Source organism: Sorangium sp. KYC3313, from assembly GCF_052075895.1.
GTDB classification, from domain to species: domain Bacteria; phylum Myxococcota_A; class Polyangia; order Polyangiales; family Polyangiaceae; genus Sorangium; species Sorangium cellulosum_B.
Window position 1 is genome coordinate 1101372 of sequence record NZ_CP197255.1, and the last position, 15572, is coordinate 1116943.

General features: G+C 71.3%; 14 protein-coding genes. 11 read left to right on the forward strand and 3 right to left on the reverse strand.

Annotated elements, in window-relative coordinates; translation table 11 throughout:
* The first annotated feature begins 15 nt into the window (after positions 1 to 15).
* On the forward strand, positions 16 to 633 hold the full coding sequence (locus ACSRUE_RS04350) for a TetR/AcrR family transcriptional regulator (protein ID WP_441293057.1): 618 nt from the start codon (positions 16 to 18) through the stop codon (positions 631 to 633).
* A 34-nt stretch (positions 634 to 667) separates the two neighbouring features.
* Here the strand turns inward: ACSRUE_RS04350 and ACSRUE_RS04355 are convergent, their stop codons facing one another.
* Both ACSRUE_RS04355 and ACSRUE_RS04360 read right to left on the reverse strand, forming a co-directional pair.
* Positions 668 to 1393, reverse strand: coding sequence for an SDR family oxidoreductase (locus ACSRUE_RS04355; RefSeq protein ID WP_441289921.1), 726 nt, complete (start codon positions 1391 to 1393; stop codon positions 668 to 670).
* Between the two features lie 72 nt (positions 1394 to 1465).
* Positions 1466 to 1690, reverse strand: a complete 225-nt coding sequence (locus tag ACSRUE_RS04360; RefSeq protein ID WP_441289922.1) for a hypothetical protein — start codon at positions 1688 to 1690, stop codon at positions 1466 to 1468.
* A 93-nt stretch (positions 1691 to 1783) separates the two neighbouring features.
* Between ACSRUE_RS04360 and ACSRUE_RS04365 the strand changes: the two genes are divergently transcribed.
* The 10 genes from ACSRUE_RS04365 (at position 1784) to ACSRUE_RS04410 (ending at position 15111) form a co-directional block, all read left to right on the forward strand.
* Positions 1784 to 2560 (forward strand): ABC transporter ATP-binding protein, encoded by a 777-nt coding sequence (locus ACSRUE_RS04365; RefSeq protein WP_441289923.1) that lies wholly within the window; start codon positions 1784 to 1786, stop codon positions 2558 to 2560.
* A complete protein-coding gene (locus ACSRUE_RS04370) occupies positions 2557 to 4590 on the forward strand; it encodes a TonB-dependent receptor (protein WP_441289924.1) in 2034 nt (677 codons plus the stop codon). Before ACSRUE_RS04365 ends, ACSRUE_RS04370 begins: the two co-directional genes overlap by 4 nt.
* 39 nt (positions 4591 to 4629) lie before the next feature.
* Positions 4630 to 6063, forward strand: a complete 1434-nt coding sequence (locus ACSRUE_RS04375) for a DUF3526 domain-containing protein (protein WP_441289925.1) — start codon at positions 4630 to 4632, stop codon at positions 6061 to 6063.
* Between the two features lie 62 nt (positions 6064 to 6125).
* Entirely contained in the window at positions 6126 to 7574 is a 1449-nt protein-coding gene (locus ACSRUE_RS04380; protein ID WP_441289926.1) for a DUF3526 domain-containing protein, read from the forward strand.
* A gap of 3 nt (positions 7575 to 7577) precedes the next feature.
* The gene (locus ACSRUE_RS04385) at positions 7578 to 8375 is read left to right on the forward strand and encodes a methyltransferase (protein ID WP_441289927.1); all 798 of its coding nucleotides are present in this window, start codon (positions 7578 to 7580) and stop codon (positions 8373 to 8375) included.
* Between the two features lie 64 nt (positions 8376 to 8439).
* A complete protein-coding gene (locus tag ACSRUE_RS04390; RefSeq protein WP_441289928.1) occupies positions 8440 to 9768 on the forward strand; it encodes an MATE family efflux transporter in 1329 nt (442 codons plus the stop codon).
* A gap of 87 nt (positions 9769 to 9855) precedes the next feature.
* Positions 9856 to 11661 carry an asparagine synthase (glutamine-hydrolyzing) gene (gene asnB, locus ACSRUE_RS04395; RefSeq protein ID WP_441289929.1) on the forward strand — a complete coding sequence of 602 codons (1806 nt, stop codon included), beginning with the start codon at positions 9856 to 9858 and terminating at the stop codon, positions 11659 to 11661.
* Between the two features lie 182 nt (positions 11662 to 11843).
* Positions 11844 to 12680 (forward strand): nicotianamine synthase family protein, encoded by an 837-nt coding sequence (locus tag ACSRUE_RS04400; protein WP_437762800.1) that lies wholly within the window; start codon positions 11844 to 11846, stop codon positions 12678 to 12680.
* 53 nt (positions 12681 to 12733) lie between these two features.
* Entirely contained in the window at positions 12734 to 13885 is a 1152-nt protein-coding gene (locus ACSRUE_RS04405) for a methionine aminotransferase (protein ID WP_441289930.1), read from the forward strand.
* A gap of 101 nt (positions 13886 to 13986) precedes the next feature.
* Positions 13987 to 15111: an acyl-CoA dehydrogenase family protein gene (locus ACSRUE_RS04410; protein WP_441289931.1), complete on the forward strand. Its 1125-nt coding sequence runs from the start codon at positions 13987 to 13989 to the stop codon at positions 15109 to 15111.
* A 52-nt stretch (positions 15112 to 15163) separates the two neighbouring features.
* Here ACSRUE_RS04410 and ACSRUE_RS04415 read toward each other — a convergent pair whose 3' ends face one another.
* The gene (locus ACSRUE_RS04415) at positions 15164 to 15520 is read right to left on the reverse strand and encodes a response regulator (protein WP_437762805.1); all 357 of its coding nucleotides are present in this window, start codon (positions 15518 to 15520) and stop codon (positions 15164 to 15166) included.
* Between the last annotated feature and the right edge of the window lie 52 nt (positions 15521 to 15572).

The following is a 15572-nucleotide window of genomic DNA, read 5'->3' on the forward strand; positions in this document are numbered from 1 at the left end:
AGAAAGGTCTCGATGATGGTCGGACGGGGTCGCCCGCGCAGCTTCGATCGGGACGCCGCCTTGCGGCGGGCGATGGAGGTGTTCTGGGAGCGGGGCTACGAGGGCACTTCGCTCAGCGATCTCACGGCCGCGATGGGCATCAACTCGCCGAGCCTCTACGCCGCGTTCGGCTGCAAGGAGGCGCTGTTTCGCGAGGCCGTGGCGCTCTACAACGAGGTCGAGGGCGCGGCGACGAACCGGGCCATGAGCGACGAGCCGACGGCGCGCAGGGCGGTCGAGGCGATGCTGCGCGGCAACGTGGAGGGGTACGCGACGCCGGGCAAGCCGAGCGGCTGCATGGTCGTGCTCGCCGCGACGCTCGGCACGCCGGAGAACGAGCGCGTGCGCGCCTACCTCGCCGGGTGCCGGCGGGCGGCGCTCGACGCGCTCCGGCGCCGGCTGGATCGCGGCGTCGCCGAGGGCGACGTGCCGGCGGGCACCGACACGGCGGCGCTCGCCGCCTTCTACACCACCGTGCTCCAGGGCCTCTCCCTGCAGGCCCGCGACGGCGCCTCGCGCGAGGCGCTCCAGGCGATCGTCGACTGCGCGATGGCAGCATGGGAGACGCTGGCGAGGCCGCGCGCCGCGGTCTGAGCGCGCGCGGCGGCGCGCGAGGCGAGCCTGCGCGCTACGTGGCTTCGTTCATCGGCCGCATGACGATCTGCACGATGCGCGAGCGGTCCCGCGGCAGCGCGGCGAGCACCACGGCCTCGGCCACGTCCTCCGGCGTGGAGAAGCCGCGCATGCGCTCCGAGCCGGCGGTGCGCCCGTCGCCGAGGGCGAAGTGGGTCTCGACGCCGCCCGGACAGACGGCGCTCACCTTGATGTTGTCCTGCCAGAACTCGCGATCGAGCGCCTGGGTCAGGCCCATCTGCGCGAACTTGGAGGCGCAGTAGATGGCCTCGCTCGGATAGCCCTGCAGGCCGGCGACGCTGGCGACGTTGATGATGTGGCCGCCGCCCTGGCGGCGCATGTGGGGGATGACCTCGCGGCAGAACAGCCATGTCCCCTTCACGTTCGTCGCCATGATGCGGTCGTAGTCGTCCTCCGACCACTCGAGGAAGGGCCGGTATCCGCCGATGCCCGCGTTGTTGACGAGGATGTCGATCCTCCCGAGCTCGCGGACCGCCCGCTCCACGCACGCGGCGACGGACGCGGCGCGGGTGACGTCGGCCGCGATCATCAGCGCGCGTCCGCCCGCCTCGCGGATCTCCCGCTCGAGCGCGTCCAGATCCGCCGTGGTGCGCGCCACGCCGACCACGACGGCCCCCTCCCGGCTCAGCGCGAGCGCGCTGGCCTTCCCGATTCCCCTGCTCGCCCCGGTGATGAGCGCGATCTTGTCCTTCAGCCGCACGGTGTCCCCCTCTCTCTCCGCCGCGCGCAGAGGAACGGAGCGCCGCCCCCCGCGCCGGCGGCAGGCACGCTATCACGGGCGCGGCTCGCCGGCGCGGAGCCGATACACGACCTCAGCCGGAGCGCCGGCCTCGAGCCAGGCCAGGGCGCGGCCGCCCTCGCTCCCCGGGTTGACCCACACGATCGTCCGGAGCGCACGGACACGCCGCGACGCCCCGGCGAACAGGCCCCGCGCCGCGTCGTCCAGGGAGGGGGCGGCCTTCGGCCTCCACCCCGCCGACCGGTCTCCCCTCGGCACTACAGATGCAATTGCATCACATTTGCAATTGACTTTCCGATGCATCGATCGCATACGGTGCGCCGCCGGCGGCGATGTCCCGGCGGACCAGCCATGCTCACGGCGAACAAGCTTTCGAAGTCCTACGGGGGCGTCCCCGCGCTCGACGCGCTCGATCTCGAGGTCCCTGCCGGAGAGGTGTTCTGTCTCCTCGGGCCCAACGGGGCGGGCAAGACCACCACGCTGAACCTCTTCCTCGGCTTCACGCGGCCCTCCTCCGGCGCCGCGTACGTGGGCTCCGCCCACGTGGAGGCCGATCCGATCGAAGCGCGGCGGAAGATCGCCTTTGTCCCCGAGCAGGTGGGGCTCTATCCGCACCTCACCGGCTGCGAGAACCTCGCCTATTTCCTCGGCCTGTCGCGGGCGCGCGTGCCCTCCTCCGCAGAGCTCTCGCGGCTGCTCACCGCAGCTGGGCTGCCGGAGGGCGCCGTGCACCGCCCTGCGAGCGGTTACTCCAAAGGCATGCGGCAGAAGGTCGTGCTCGCCCTCTCGCAGGCGAGGCGCGCCGCCGCCCTGCTCCTCGACGAGCCGACGTCGGGCCTCGATCCGAGCGCCGCCCGCGAGCTCTGCAGCGCGATCCGGCGCGAGAGCGCGCGCGGCGCCGCCGTGCTGATGGTGACCCATGACCTCGGCGCCGTCGCGAGCATCGCGCGCCGGATCGGCGTGATGAAGGCCGGCCGGCTCGTCGAGGTCACGAGCGCCGCCGGCGTGTCCGAGGCCGAGGTCCTCGCGCTGTACCGCCGGCACTTCGACCCCCCGGGCGACGCGGCTCCCCCTCTCCCCTCGCGCAGCAGCGCGGCCGCCGCTCCCGCGCCCGAGGTCCTGTCATGACCCCCCGCGCGCGCACCTCCGGCCTCGCCGCCGCCCTCGCCGCGCTCCTCTCGACCACCGCCGCGGTCGGCGAGGAGATCCTCGTCATCGGCCAGCGGGTCGGCCCCCTCGACAGCGCCGACGTCGTGGCCTCGGTCGATGTCCTCGGCGCCGAGGAGCTCCAGAAGCAGAGCGCGGCCGAGCCGCTCGAGCTGCTCCGGCGCGCGCCGGCGGTCACCATCGAGTCGTTCAACCAGGGAATCATCAACGCCGACGTGGGGCTCCGCGGCTTCAACACGCAGGGCGACGTCGCCCACACGAAGCTCCTCATCGACGGCATCCCCAGCAACCACCACGTCGGCCTCCCCGACATGAAGGCCGTCTTCCCGCTCGAGATCGAGCGGATGGAGGTCGTCAAGGGCACGAACGACCCGCGCTACGGCCTGAACAACGTCGCTGGCAACATCCATGTCATCACCCGAAAGACGGGCAATGAGCGCATCGCCCGGCTCCTCACCGGGAGCTTCTGGACCGTCGAGCCCCAGGCGCTCGTCGCGACCGAGCACGGCGCGCTGAGCCAGACCTATTTCGCCGGCTACCGCGGCTCGGACAACCACCGCGATCACGCGAGGACCGACAAGGTCGCAGGCTCGGCCAAGTGGTTCTACGAGCCGTCCAGGGAGCTCCGGGTCGGGCTCATCCTGCGCGGCATGCTCCTCGACGCCGACGCCCCAGGCTACCTGTCCGCCGGGGACGCGCGCTCGCGCCCCACGGCGTCGCCCGCCCAGTCGGCGACCGACGGCGGCCGGCAGACGACCCTCCACGCCAGCGTCCACCTGGATCACGAGCTCACCCGGGGCCTCTCGTGGCAGCTGAAGGGCTACGGGCAGGCGTTCCTGAGGGACCGGTGGGTGAAGTTCGACCCCGACCTCGACCAGCAGCTGCGGATCGAGGACGATCGACAGTACGGCGCGATCTCGGTGCTCACGTACCGCACGCGCGACCCCCGGGCGCTCGACCTCACCGTCGAGTGGGGCGTCGACTACCAGCTCCAGGACAACCGGTACCAGCGCATCCCCACGGTCGCTCGCGAGCGGCGAGGCCCGGCGTTCCGCGACGAGAATTTCATGCTCCACGCCGCGGGCTCCTACGTGCAGGCGAGCGCGAGCCCGATCAAGCCGATCAAGCTGGTCGCCGCGCTGCGGGCCGACCGCCTGGCCGGCGCCGGCAGCTTCCTGGAGCAGCCCGAGGGCGAGGCGGCCCGCATGGTCGACCACGATCTCAACGACTACGGCTTCATCTGGCAGCCGAAGGCGAGCGTCATGGTCACGCCGGTGAAGGGGCAGAGCCTGTATGCCAACTACGGGCGCACGTTCCAGATCGGCACGGGCAAGGGTGCTTATGCCGTTCAGGGCACGCCGCTCGATCCCTCGATCAACGACGGCTGGGAGATCGGCTATCGGTCGAGCGTCTTTCCGTGGATCACGAGCCACCTCGCCTTCTGGGAGCAGCGCGCGAGCGGCGAGGTGCGGGACAAGGGCGACGGCTCCGGCGACCTCGAGAACGTCGGTGAGACGGTGCGCCGCGGCTTCGACGTCGAGCTCACGCTCCGGCCGTACGATTTCCTCTCCGTGTGGGGCGCGTTCAGCCGCACCTTCTCCGAGCAGGTCGAGCCCGGACCGGCGCTCGCCGCGAACAAGGGCAAGGAGCTCAATCACGTCCCGAGCTTCAGCGCCAAGGGCGGGATCGACGTTCACCCCGCGCGGGACCTGCTCGTCTCGCTCTTCTTCTACGCGCAGGGCGATTACTACCTGAACAAGGAGAACTTCACCCCCGAACAAGGCGCGCGGAAGGTCGGCGACTACGTCGTCGTCAACGCGAGCGCGGCCTACGACGTCACGGAGGCCATCTCGGTCGGCGCCGAGGTGAAGAACCTGCTCGACCAGTCCTACGACACATCCATCTGGTACAAGGACTTCGGCGCCACAGGGGCCCAGCACAACCCGGGCAACGCTCGCTCGGCGTACGTGACTGGCACCTTGAGCTTCTGACGCTGCCGCTGTCCGACGAGCCCCTCAGGGAGTCAGCGCATGAGAGCCCTCTTCACAGCGGCGCGGCACGAGGCGATCCGCGCGCTGCGCAGCCGCACCGTCCGCATCGCCGCCGCGCTCGCCGCGGCGCTCCTCGTCGCCGCCTTCCTGCTCGAGGCGGCGCGGCACACCCAGGAGGCCCGCCAGCGCGCGGCCTTCCAGGAGCTGGTCCATCGCCAGTGGGTCGACCAGCCCGATCGCCACCCGCACCGCGCCGCCCATTACGGCACCTTCGCTTTCCGCGCCCCGAGCCCGCTCGGCTTCTTCGATCCAGGCCTCGAGTCCTTCGCCGGCACGTCGATCTTCCTGGAGCCGCACCAGCGCAACTCGCTGAGCTTCAGCGAGGCCGGGCAGTCGAGCGAGCTCGCGCGCTTCGGGACCCCGAGCGCCGCCTTCGTCCTCCAGGTGCTGCTTCCGCTGCTCATCTTCTGCATGACGTTCGCGAGCGTCGCCGGAGAGCGCGAATCGGGGACATGGCGCATCGCCGTCTCCCAGGGCGTCGACGCGCGCGTCCTCGTCGCCGGGAAGGTCCTCGGCGCGCTGCTCGCCGTCGCGCTGTGGCTCGCGCCGCTCCTCGCCCTCGCGCTCGCGGGCGCGCTGCTCACGGGCGCGCTCGACGCGTCCCGGGACACGCTCGTCCGCGCCGCCGCGCTCGCGGGCGGCTACGCCGTCTATCTGACGGCCTGTACGGCGCTCGGCGTGCTCGTCTCGTCGTTCCACCGCCGCGCGCAGGGCGCGCTCCTGACGCTCCTCGGCCTCTGGGTCGCGCTCTGGATCGTCATGCCGCGGCTCGCCACCGAGGCCGCGAGCCGCCTCCACCCCACGCCGTCGCGCGCCCAGGTCGAGCTCGACCTCGCGCGCGCGAACCGCGAGGTCGGAGACAGCCACGACCCGAACAACCCCCATTTCCAGGAGCTCCGGCGCCGCACCCTGGCCGAGCACGGCGCGTCGCGCGTCGAGGACCTCCCGGTCAACTACGGCGGCGTGGTGATGCGCGAGGGGGAGAAGGTCACGACGGCGGTGTTCAACGACTACACCACGCGGCTGTTCGAGGCGCACCGCGCCCAGGACGCGCTCGCGCTCCGCGCCGGCCTGTTCACGCCGCTGCTCGCGATCCGGTCGTTCTCGATGGGGATCGCCGGCACCGACGCCCACCACCTCGTCGACTTCGAGGAGCAGGCCGAGGCGCACCGCTATGCCTTCATCCAGCACCTGAACCACCTGCACATCACGAAGATCCGCTGGCACGACGACAAGGCGCAGCGGGTCGATCGGGCGGAGTGGAGCGAGCTCGACCCCTTCCAGCACAGGAGGCCTCCCGCGGCGTGGGCGCTGTCCCGCGTGGCGCCCGCCGGCCTCGCGCTGCTCGCGTGGGCGGCGGCGCTCTCGCTCGCCGTCGCGCTCTTCACCCGCCGCCAGGGAGAGGCGTCATGAGCTCGTTTCCCGCACGTCTCCTCGTACGTCTTCCCTCACGTGCGCGCCTGGAGCTCCGCCAGATGCTCCGCGCGCGGATGGTCCTCGTCGCCGCCGCGCTCCTGCTCGCCGCCGGCGTCGCCGCCATCGTCGACGGCGCGGCCCGCGTCGCCCGCGAGCGCGAGGTCATCGCGGCGCTCGAGCCGGCGCTCAGGGAGGAGGAGAGCTACCTCCGCGAGACGCACGCGCCGGAGGACGATCTCGGCCTCGTCCTCTACTACCTCGCGATGCCGGTCGCGCACGAGCCGAACGAGTGGACCGCGCTCTCGACCGGGCTGCGCGACGTGCACCCGTACAGCCGGCACCTGCGCTTCATCGGCCTCGTGCCGCAGCTCTACAAGACCGACATCGCCAACCCGCTGAAGCAGCTCTCTGGCAGCTTCGATTACGGGTTCGTCCTCATCTTCCTCGTCCCGCTCTTCATCATCGGCGTGAGCTACGACGTTCGCTCGCGCGACGACGACCTCGGCACCGAGCCGCTCGTCTGCTCCCAGCCGACGCGCCTGTCCCGCGTGCTCGCCCTCCGGCTCGCGCTGCGCGCCGGGCTGGTCTCCGCCGTCGCGCTCGCGCTGCTCGCCTTCGCCGTCGCCTGGCTCGGCCTCCCGCTCGACGCGCGCGCCGGCGCCTTCGCGCTCGCGTCGCTCGCGTACATCGCGCTCTGGTTCGTCCTCGTGTTCCTCGTGGCCTCGCTGCGCCGCTCGTCCGCGTGGAACGCGATCTCGCTCGTGGGCGTCTGGATCGCCTGGTGCGTCCTGCTCCCCGCGCTCGTCAACCTCGCGATCATCACCGCCTCTCCCGCGCGCGGCGGCGTCGAGCTCACGCTCGCGCAGCGGCAGGAGATGAACGCCGGCTGGGACCGGCCGAAGCGCGCGACCCTCGACCCGTTCTTCGCGCGTCGACCCGAGTGGGCCCAGACCCCTGTACCGGAAGACCGCTTCTCCTGGCCCTGGTACTACGCCATGCACGAGATGGGCGACGCGCACGTCGCCCGGCAGGTCGAGGACTACCACGCTGCGCTCGCGCGCCGTGAGCAGTGGACCGCGCGGGCCGCGCTCGCCCTGCCGCCGCTCGCGCTGGAGCTCGTGCTCGACCGGATGGCGGGCACGGACATGGCCACGGAGCTCGCCTTCAGGGACAGCATGGTGGCCTACCACGAGCAGCTGAAGCAGTACTTCTATCCGCTCGTCTTCAATCACAAGGGCCTCGCCGCGTTCGGCATCGACGACGTCCCGCGCCACCGCTTCGATGGCGGCCCGCGGCCCTTGCACCTCTCCGGCCTCGCCGGCCTGCTCGGCGTCCTCGCGCTGCTCGGCGCCACGATCCCGCTGGCCGTCCGCCGCATCGACGCGACGCCGTGGCTGGAAGAGGCGAGCGCCTCGCGCGAGGCCAGTGCCCGGCCGGCCGCCCACCGGGGACCGTCGAGCGAACCTTGCACGCTGCTGACCCGCGACCGGAAAGCACGGGAGACCTGAGCCATGGACAATCGAACGCCGCGGATCGAGGACATTCACGGGCTGGCGCTGGCCCCTCGCGAGATCGCCGCGCTCACCGAGCCGATCCGACGATTCTATCTCTCGCTGCCGCCCATGCTCTCCGCCGAGGAGATCGAGCAGGTCAACCGGGGCACCAGGGTCCTGGGCGGCGATTACGTGTACCGCGGGCTGAGGTTCGCGGTCCCGTCCGGCGTCCTCGTGCCGGGCGGGACGAGCGAGGTGATCTTCGACGCCCTCCACGACGGGCTCGTCGAGACGCAGGGCGCCTCGGTCGTCGTGATGGGGTGCGGGGCAGGCGTCGAGCCCATCCTCGCGCGGCAGCGCGGCGCCCGCGAGATCTACGCGATGGACATCCATCAAGCGAGCGTCGCGTCGAGCCTCGCGAGCTTCGAGCGGCACACGGGCGCGCGCGACCCCGAAAGGCATCACTTCCTGGTCTCGGATCTCTTCTCCGCGCTTCCGCCCGGGCGGCGCGCCGACGTGATCGCCTTCAACCCGCCCGCCAACCCGCTGCGCTCCGACGATCCCGATCTCACGCGGGTGAACTTCTCGGGCTCCGCGATCATGGCGCGCTTCTTCGACGAGATCGCCTCTCGAGAGCTGCTCGCGCCGGGAGGAAAGGTCATCACCGTGCTCTCGAACGCAAGCAACCTCCAGGGCATCACGGGGCACGCGCTCCGCCGGGGCTTCAAGCCCGAGCTCCTGAGGCGGAAGACCTGGTCCGCTCCCTACGACGAGATCCTGACACACCTCCTCTCCTTCACGTTGGAGTCACGCTGAACCTCACCTTGTGCCGAGAGCTCGACCGATGGCCCAGCACCGCACGCAGCCCCGAAAGGAGGCCTTGAGCTTCGGATCGTACTGGAAGCTCGCCCTCCCCCTGACCCTCGCCGGCCTGTCGGGGCCCCTCATGAACGCCACCGACACCGCGGTCATGGGGCACTTCGGCGACGCGGCCACGATGGGGGGAGTCGCCGTCGGCAGCCAGATCTTCAACACCCTTTACTGGCTCCTCGGCTTCTTCCGGACGAGCACGAGCGGCTTCGCTGCCCAGGCGCGCGGCGCCGAGGATCGCCAGGAGGCGGCGTTGCAGCTGTTTCGTCCGCTGGTCTTCGCGGGCCTGGTCGGCTGCGCCTTCGTGCTGCTGCAGGGCCCCCTCGGGGCCGCCGGCATCGATCTGATGGGGGCCCGCGGACAGGTCGAGTCCCACGCGGCGGCCTATTACGAGGCGCGCATCTGGGGGGCTCCCGCCGTGCTGATGGGCTACGTGGTCGCGGGCTGGCTCATCGGCATGGCCGAGGTGCGCTGGGTGACGCTGCTCTACATCGGGATGGACCTGCTCAACCTGGTCCTCACCGTCACCTTCGTCACGGCGCTCGACCTCGGGGTGAGCGGCGTCGCCTGGGCCACCGTGCTGGCCGAGGTGACGAAGGTCGTCGTCGGCTTCCTGGTGATCTGGCGCAAGGGCCACCTGCGCGGCGTCCAGCCGAGGTGGCAGCACCTCGCCGATCTCCACGCCATCACCCGCATGTGGCGCGTGAACAGCGATGTCCTCGTGCGCACGACCTGCCTGCTCGGCGTCTTCGGCTGGATCACCCGCCAGAGCGCGCTCCTCGGCCCCGAGGCCCTGGCGGTCAACGCGATCCTGATGCACATGCAGCTCGTCATCTCCAGCGCGCTGGGCGGGCTCGGGAACACCGCGGGCATGCTCGCAGGCCAGGCGATAGGGGCCCAGTCCCGGGAGCGCTTCCTCGGCACGATCCGGCTCTCGTTCTGGACGGCATCGCTGTCCGCGCTCGCCATCAGCCTCGCCTGCCTCGCCGCGCAGCCGGCCATCCTCGCGCTGTTCACGCCGCTGGAGTCGATCGCGCAGACGACGGGCCGCTACTTCATCTGGATGGTCCTGTTCCCCCTCGCGATCTTCTGGAGCATGATCCTCGAGTGCGTCTTCACGGGCGCGACGCGGGCCGGCCCCGTCCGCAACTCGCTGCTCGCCGCGACCCTGGTCTTCTTCGCCATCTGGCCTGTCGCCTCGGCCCGCTGGGGCAACCACGGGCTCTGGATGGCCTTCCTCCTGTTCAGCCTGACGCGCTCCGTCTCTCTCCATCTGGCGCTCCCGAGGCTCATGCCCCTGGCGTTCCCGGCGCGCCATCGGGAGCCCGTCACCGCCTGACGCCCGCCGCTGGGTCGCGCGCCGCGTCGCGGTGCTCCACGTCACGTTCCACGTCACGTTCCGGTCCCAGCTCCAGGAGAGTGCTCGATGTGTTCGATCGCTGGCATCTTCAACAAGAAGCATCCCATCGGCGCCGCGCAGCGCGACGAGATGGCGTCGCTCCTCGAGGCGATGCACCACCGGGGGCCGGACGCGCGGGGCGCCCTGCAATGCGCGAGCTGGGCCCTGCTCGGCAGCAACCGGCTGCGCATCACGGACGCCGGGAACCCCGGCGCGGACATGCCGCTCACCTCGGCCGATCAGCGCCTCGCCATCGTCTTCAACGGCGAGATCTACAACCACCGCGACCTGCGCGCGCGGCTGTCGGGGTTCCCGTTCAGGACCGCCTCGGACACCGAGGTCATCCTCGCGGCGTATGAGGCATGGGGGCTCGCCTGCGTGGAGCACCTCGAGGGCATGTTCGCCTTCGCCCTGTTCGACAGCGCGACACAGACGGGGCTCATCGCCTGCGACCCCACCGGACAGAAGACCGTTTACCTGTGGGAGGACGACGACGCCCTGGTCTTCGCCTCGGAGATCGACCCGCTCATCAAGGACCCTTACCGCAGGAAGGACTGGGACCTCGACGGCCTCGCGGAGTTCACCGCGCACCGCTTCATCCTGGGTAGCGCCACGCACGTCCGGCAGATCCGCAAGCTCGAGTCCGGCACCTGGCTGACCAGGACGCCCGAGCGGCAAGCGACGGGGCGCTTCTACCGGATCCCGCGCGGCGACCCGGCGAGGACCGACGTCCCCGCGATCCGGCAGGAGATCAGGGACGCGGTCATCGACGGATGCCAGAGGACGTTCGACCTCGAGGTCCCCTACGGTCTCCTGCTGAGCGGCGGCATCGACTCCACGGCGGTCCTCGCCGCGGCCCGCCGCGCCGGCCTGCCGATGAGGACGTTCTCCATCGGCTTTCAGCCGACGGGTCAGCTCCTCCCGAGGAGCAACAGCGTCTTCGACGAGTTCGCCTATTCGAGGGCGCTCGCCCGCGAGCACGCCACGCAGCACACCGAGATCACCCTGTCGGACACCGACTACTGCGCTTACCTCGACCGGTGGATCGAGACCGCCGGTGAGCCGCTCGGGTCCCAGGAGGCGCCCTGCCTCATCCGGCTCTTCGAGGAGGCCGGGCGAGAGGCGCGCGTGATCTTCTCCGGGAGCGGGCCTGACGAGATCTTCGACGGGTACTCCTACGGTCGGGCGATGGCGGACGTGCCCCTCGCCGAGCTCGCCGAGCGCTACTTCGCCGCCTTTCACTGGTCCGGCAAGGCCGACCTGAGGCAGCTCATGCCGCGCCACGACGCCGCGCGCCTGACGACCCGCAAATACCGCCAGATCCTCTCGCTCTACGGCGACTGGCCGCTCGACAGCCTGCAGGCAGTCCAGCTCCTGCACTTCCACGGCCGGCTCGTCGTCTACGAGTTCCGGCAGATGGATCTCATCAGCATGCGCCACAGCGTCGAGGCCCGCTCGCCCCTCGCAAGCGCCGAGCTCGCCCGCGTCGCCTTCGATTTCCAGAGCGAGCTGAAGCAGCAGGGCGGCTCCGAGAAGGGAATCTACAAGCAGGCCCTCGTCGATCTCGTCCCTCCGGCGATCGCCTCGCGCAAGAAGCAAGGGTTCCCCATCCCCGCGGAGATGTGGTTCTCGAGGCCGTTCGCGGACAGGGCCGCCATCCTCTTCGACCAGGGCTGCGTGCTGAGCGGCGCTGGCCTCGTCGACCCGAGCTACCTGAGGAGGCTCTGGGAGGATCCGGACCCGGCCACGCGCAACCTGTTCTCGCGCCTGTACACGGCCGAGGGCATCCTCCGTCGCCAGGCGCCGCACCTCGCGCCGTCGCGGGCCGCCTGATCCCAGGCGCATCGGGACGGGAAATGACGGCCCCGGCGCAGCGCTCGCGCCCGTTAAATGCAATTCATTTGCAATTGACATTTCAGGGTTCATGACGCACAAGTGGCCTGCCGGCGTCGGCGAGGCCGCCGAGGGCCCGCACACCGATCCTGACGAGCGGGTCCGCTGATCTGGAGTGCCTCATGAACACGATCATCGACTCTTCGCTTCCGACACGCATTCACCGCATCTACAACGAGCTCGCGAGCATGGGCTCCCTCGAGCCGAGCCAGCGGGTGAACCACCTGTTCAGCGAGCTCGTGAGCATCTCCATGTCGCGCTCGCGCGGCGAGGCCGATGAGGTGCTCGGAGATCCGGCCGTGAGCGCGATCCGGGAGGGCCTGTGGCGCGTCTGCTCGCGCGGCGAGTACGAGCTGGAGCGCCACTGGGCGCGGCGCATCGCCGCCGCGGACGACCCGGCGGCCGAGCTCCGGAGCTTCCCGTACGCCGTGAATTACGAGAAGCTGACCCGGCTCGAGCTCTCCGGCCTGCGGGGCGTGCGCGACGAGCCGCCGCGGCGCGTGCTGTTCATCGGCTCCGGTCCGCTGCCCTTCACCTCGCTCCTGCTCGCCGAGCGCCTCGGCGTCCAGGTCAGCAACATCGACGTCGACGAGGAGGCGTGCGCCGACGCCCGCGCGCTCGCGCGCCGGCTCGGGCTCTCGGAGAAGCTCGGGTTCATCTGCGCCGACGCCCTGTCCTGCTCCGACCTCTCGGAGTTCGACTGCGTGTTCCTCGCCGCGCTCGTCGGCATGAACCGGCGCGAGAAGAGCCGCCTGCTCCACCACCTCCACGGGGTGATGCGCCCGGGCGCGCTGCTCCTCGTCCGCAGCTCGCAGCGACTACGCACGCTGCTCTACCCCGAGGTCGACATCCATGGAATGGCGCCGTTCGAGCCGCTCCTGGAGCTCCATCCGCACGACGAGGTGATCAACTCGGTCATCATCGCGGAGCGGCCGGGGCGCGACCGGATCACCGGCTGAAGCGGTGACATGCTAAGGTCCCGGCCTGTCAGGACCCGGCCGAGGAGCCCATCATGACCCCACCTGCGATCCCATCGAAGCTGCCGTCGACCGGCGTCAGCATCTTCACCGTGATGACGCGCCTCGCGAACGAGCACAGCGCCATCAACCTGTCGCAGGGCTTCCCGGATTTCGACTGCGCGCCGGAGCTGGTCGAGGCGGTCGCGCGCCACATGCGCGCCGGCCACAACCAGTATGCCCCCATGCAGGGCGTCCTGGCGCTGCGCGAGGCGCTGTCCGCGAAGATGGAGCGGCTCTACGGCCGCCGCTACGACCCGGCGACCGAGATCACGATCACCTCGGGGGCGACCGAGGGCATCTTCAGCACGCTGACCGCGTTCGTCCGACCCGGGGACGAGGTCGTCCTGTTCCAGCCTTGCTACGACTCGTACGCGCCGGCCGTGCTGCTGAACGGCGGCACGCCCGTGTTCGTCACGCTCCGCTTTCCGGACTACCGCGTGGACTGGGACGAGGTGCGGCGCGCGCTCACGCCGCGGACCCGGCTCCTGCTCATCAACTCGCCGCACAACCCGACCGGAACGATGCTGTCGGCCGACGACATGCGCGAGCTCGCGCGGGTGCTCGAGGGGACCGACGCCCTCGTCGTCGGCGACGAGGTGTACGAGCACATCCTCTTCGACGGGCGCCGGCACGAGAGCCTCGCGCGGTATCCGGAGCTGGCCGACCGCTCCGTGGTCATCAGCTCGTTCGGGAAGACGTACCACACGACCGGCTGGAAGGTCGGCTACTGCGCGGCGCCGCAGCCGCTCTCGGCCGAGATCCAGCGGGTGCATCAATTCGTGACCTTCGCGGTGAACGCGGCCATCCAGCTCGCCTATGCCGAGATCGTGGCGCGCGATCCGCTCGCCGCCGATCTCGCCCCCTTCTACCAGGCGAAGCGCGACCGGTTCCTGAAGCTCATCGAGGGCTCGCGGCTGCGGCCCCTGCCGTGCGAGGGCACGTATTTCCAGCTCGTCGACTATTCCGCGATCACGACGGAGCGAGACGCCGATTTCGCGCAGCGCCTCCTCCGCGAGCACGGCGTCGCCTCGATCCCGATCTCCCCGTTCCTGTCCGGCGTGGAGCCCGGGCCCGTCCTGCGGTTCTGCTTCGCCAAGCGGGACGAGACGCTCGAGCGCGCGGCCGAGAGGCTGCGCCGGGTCTGAGGGCCCGCCGCGGCGGACCTCCGGGGCCCCACTTTCCGTCCACCCGGCTTCGTTGACAGCCGGGCGAGCTCAGTGTCTCGCAGCCACAGGGGAACGACCTCATGAATGCAGAGAAGAACGACGCATCTCAGGCCCACGAGCTCCTCGCCGAGGCCGAGCGGATCTCGGCGGTCCTCGCCGAGCACGCGGCCCGGCACGACCGGGACGCCACCTTCCCGGTCGAGGGGCTGGCCGCCACGATCCGCTCCCCGATCAACACGGCGCTGCTCGGCGGGGCCGCCGGCGAAGGCGGCGCCCGCGCGCCCTGCTCGTGGCTCACCTTCGGCCGCATCGTCGCCATCCTCGCGCGGGGCGACGCGTCGTTCGCCACGGCGTGGCTCATGCACCAGGGCGCCCTGTCGGTGTACCGCGGCCTGGTCGACCCCGGCGAGCGGTCCCGCTTCGAGCAGGCGATCCGCCGCGGCGCGTGGGTCGGCAACGCGCTCTCCGAGCCCACCAGCGGCAACATGTTCCTCGTGCCGCGCCAGGTGGCCCAGAAGGCCGAGGGCGGCTATCGCCTGACCGGCGAGAAGCGCTTCGTCACCGGGTGCGAGCACGCGGACTTCTTCTTCACGGCCGCGGTCTGCGACGGCCAGCCCGCGTTCTTCCTCATCGAGAGGGACGACTCGATCGCCATCGAGCCCGTCTGGGACACGCTCGGCATGCGGGCCACGCGCAGCCAGATCGTCCGCTTCCAGGGCACGCTCCTGCCCGAGTCGCGGCGGCTCGCTGTCGATCCCACGGCGCCCAACCCCATCCCCAACGGCCTCGGCTGGCTCTCCGTGGGCATCGCCGAGGCCGCCATGGCCGCGGCCGTGGCCTACGCCAAGGAGCGCGTCCTGCCGCCGGGAGACCGGCCCATCGCCGAGCTGCAATGGGTGCAGTTCGCCGTGGCCGACATGAGCCTGCGCCTCGAGGCCGCGCGCGCCCTCGCCACGCGCACCGCCGCCGCCCTGGACGCGGGCGACCCGAGCTACGGCCTCCTGCAGCTGCAGTCCAAGGTCGTGGCCAACGAGGCCGCGGTGGCCATCGCCACCTCGGCCCTGGAGATCGCCGGCGGCGCCGGGTACATGCGCAGCCGCCCCATCGAGCGCCACCTGCGCGACGCGATGAGCGGCCCCATCATGGCCCTGTCCGGCCCCGCGATCCGCGACATCGTGGGCAAGGCCCTGCTCGGCGTCGCCTGACGCCGCGCGCGGCCATCCCGCGCCGCGCGGGCCCGCGCGGCGTCGGAGCGCGTCAGCCGAGCAGCCGCCGGATCCGATCGAGCAGATCCGGAAAGCCGATCCCCTTCGAGAGCACCGCGTCCGGCGGGGGCGCGTCGCCGAGGGCCTCGTCGCCGCTGCCGCTGATCAGCACCGCCTTCGCGCGCGGCAGGCGCGCCCGCAGCACCGCCACGAGATCGGTGCCGTGGCCGTCGCCGAGGTTCTGATCGAGCAGCGCGAGGTCGTACCGCGCGCCCTCCGCCGCGATCTTCCGCCCGGCCTCGGCGAACGAGCCGGCCTCCTCCACCTGGAAGCCCTCGTCCTCCAGGAGCGTCGCGAGCACGAACCGCGAGGACGCGTCGTCGTCGACGAGGAGCACGGTCACGCTCACGCCGCCCTCCTCCGCCCGCGCGGTCGGCGCTGTCGCGGCCGGGCAGGGCGCA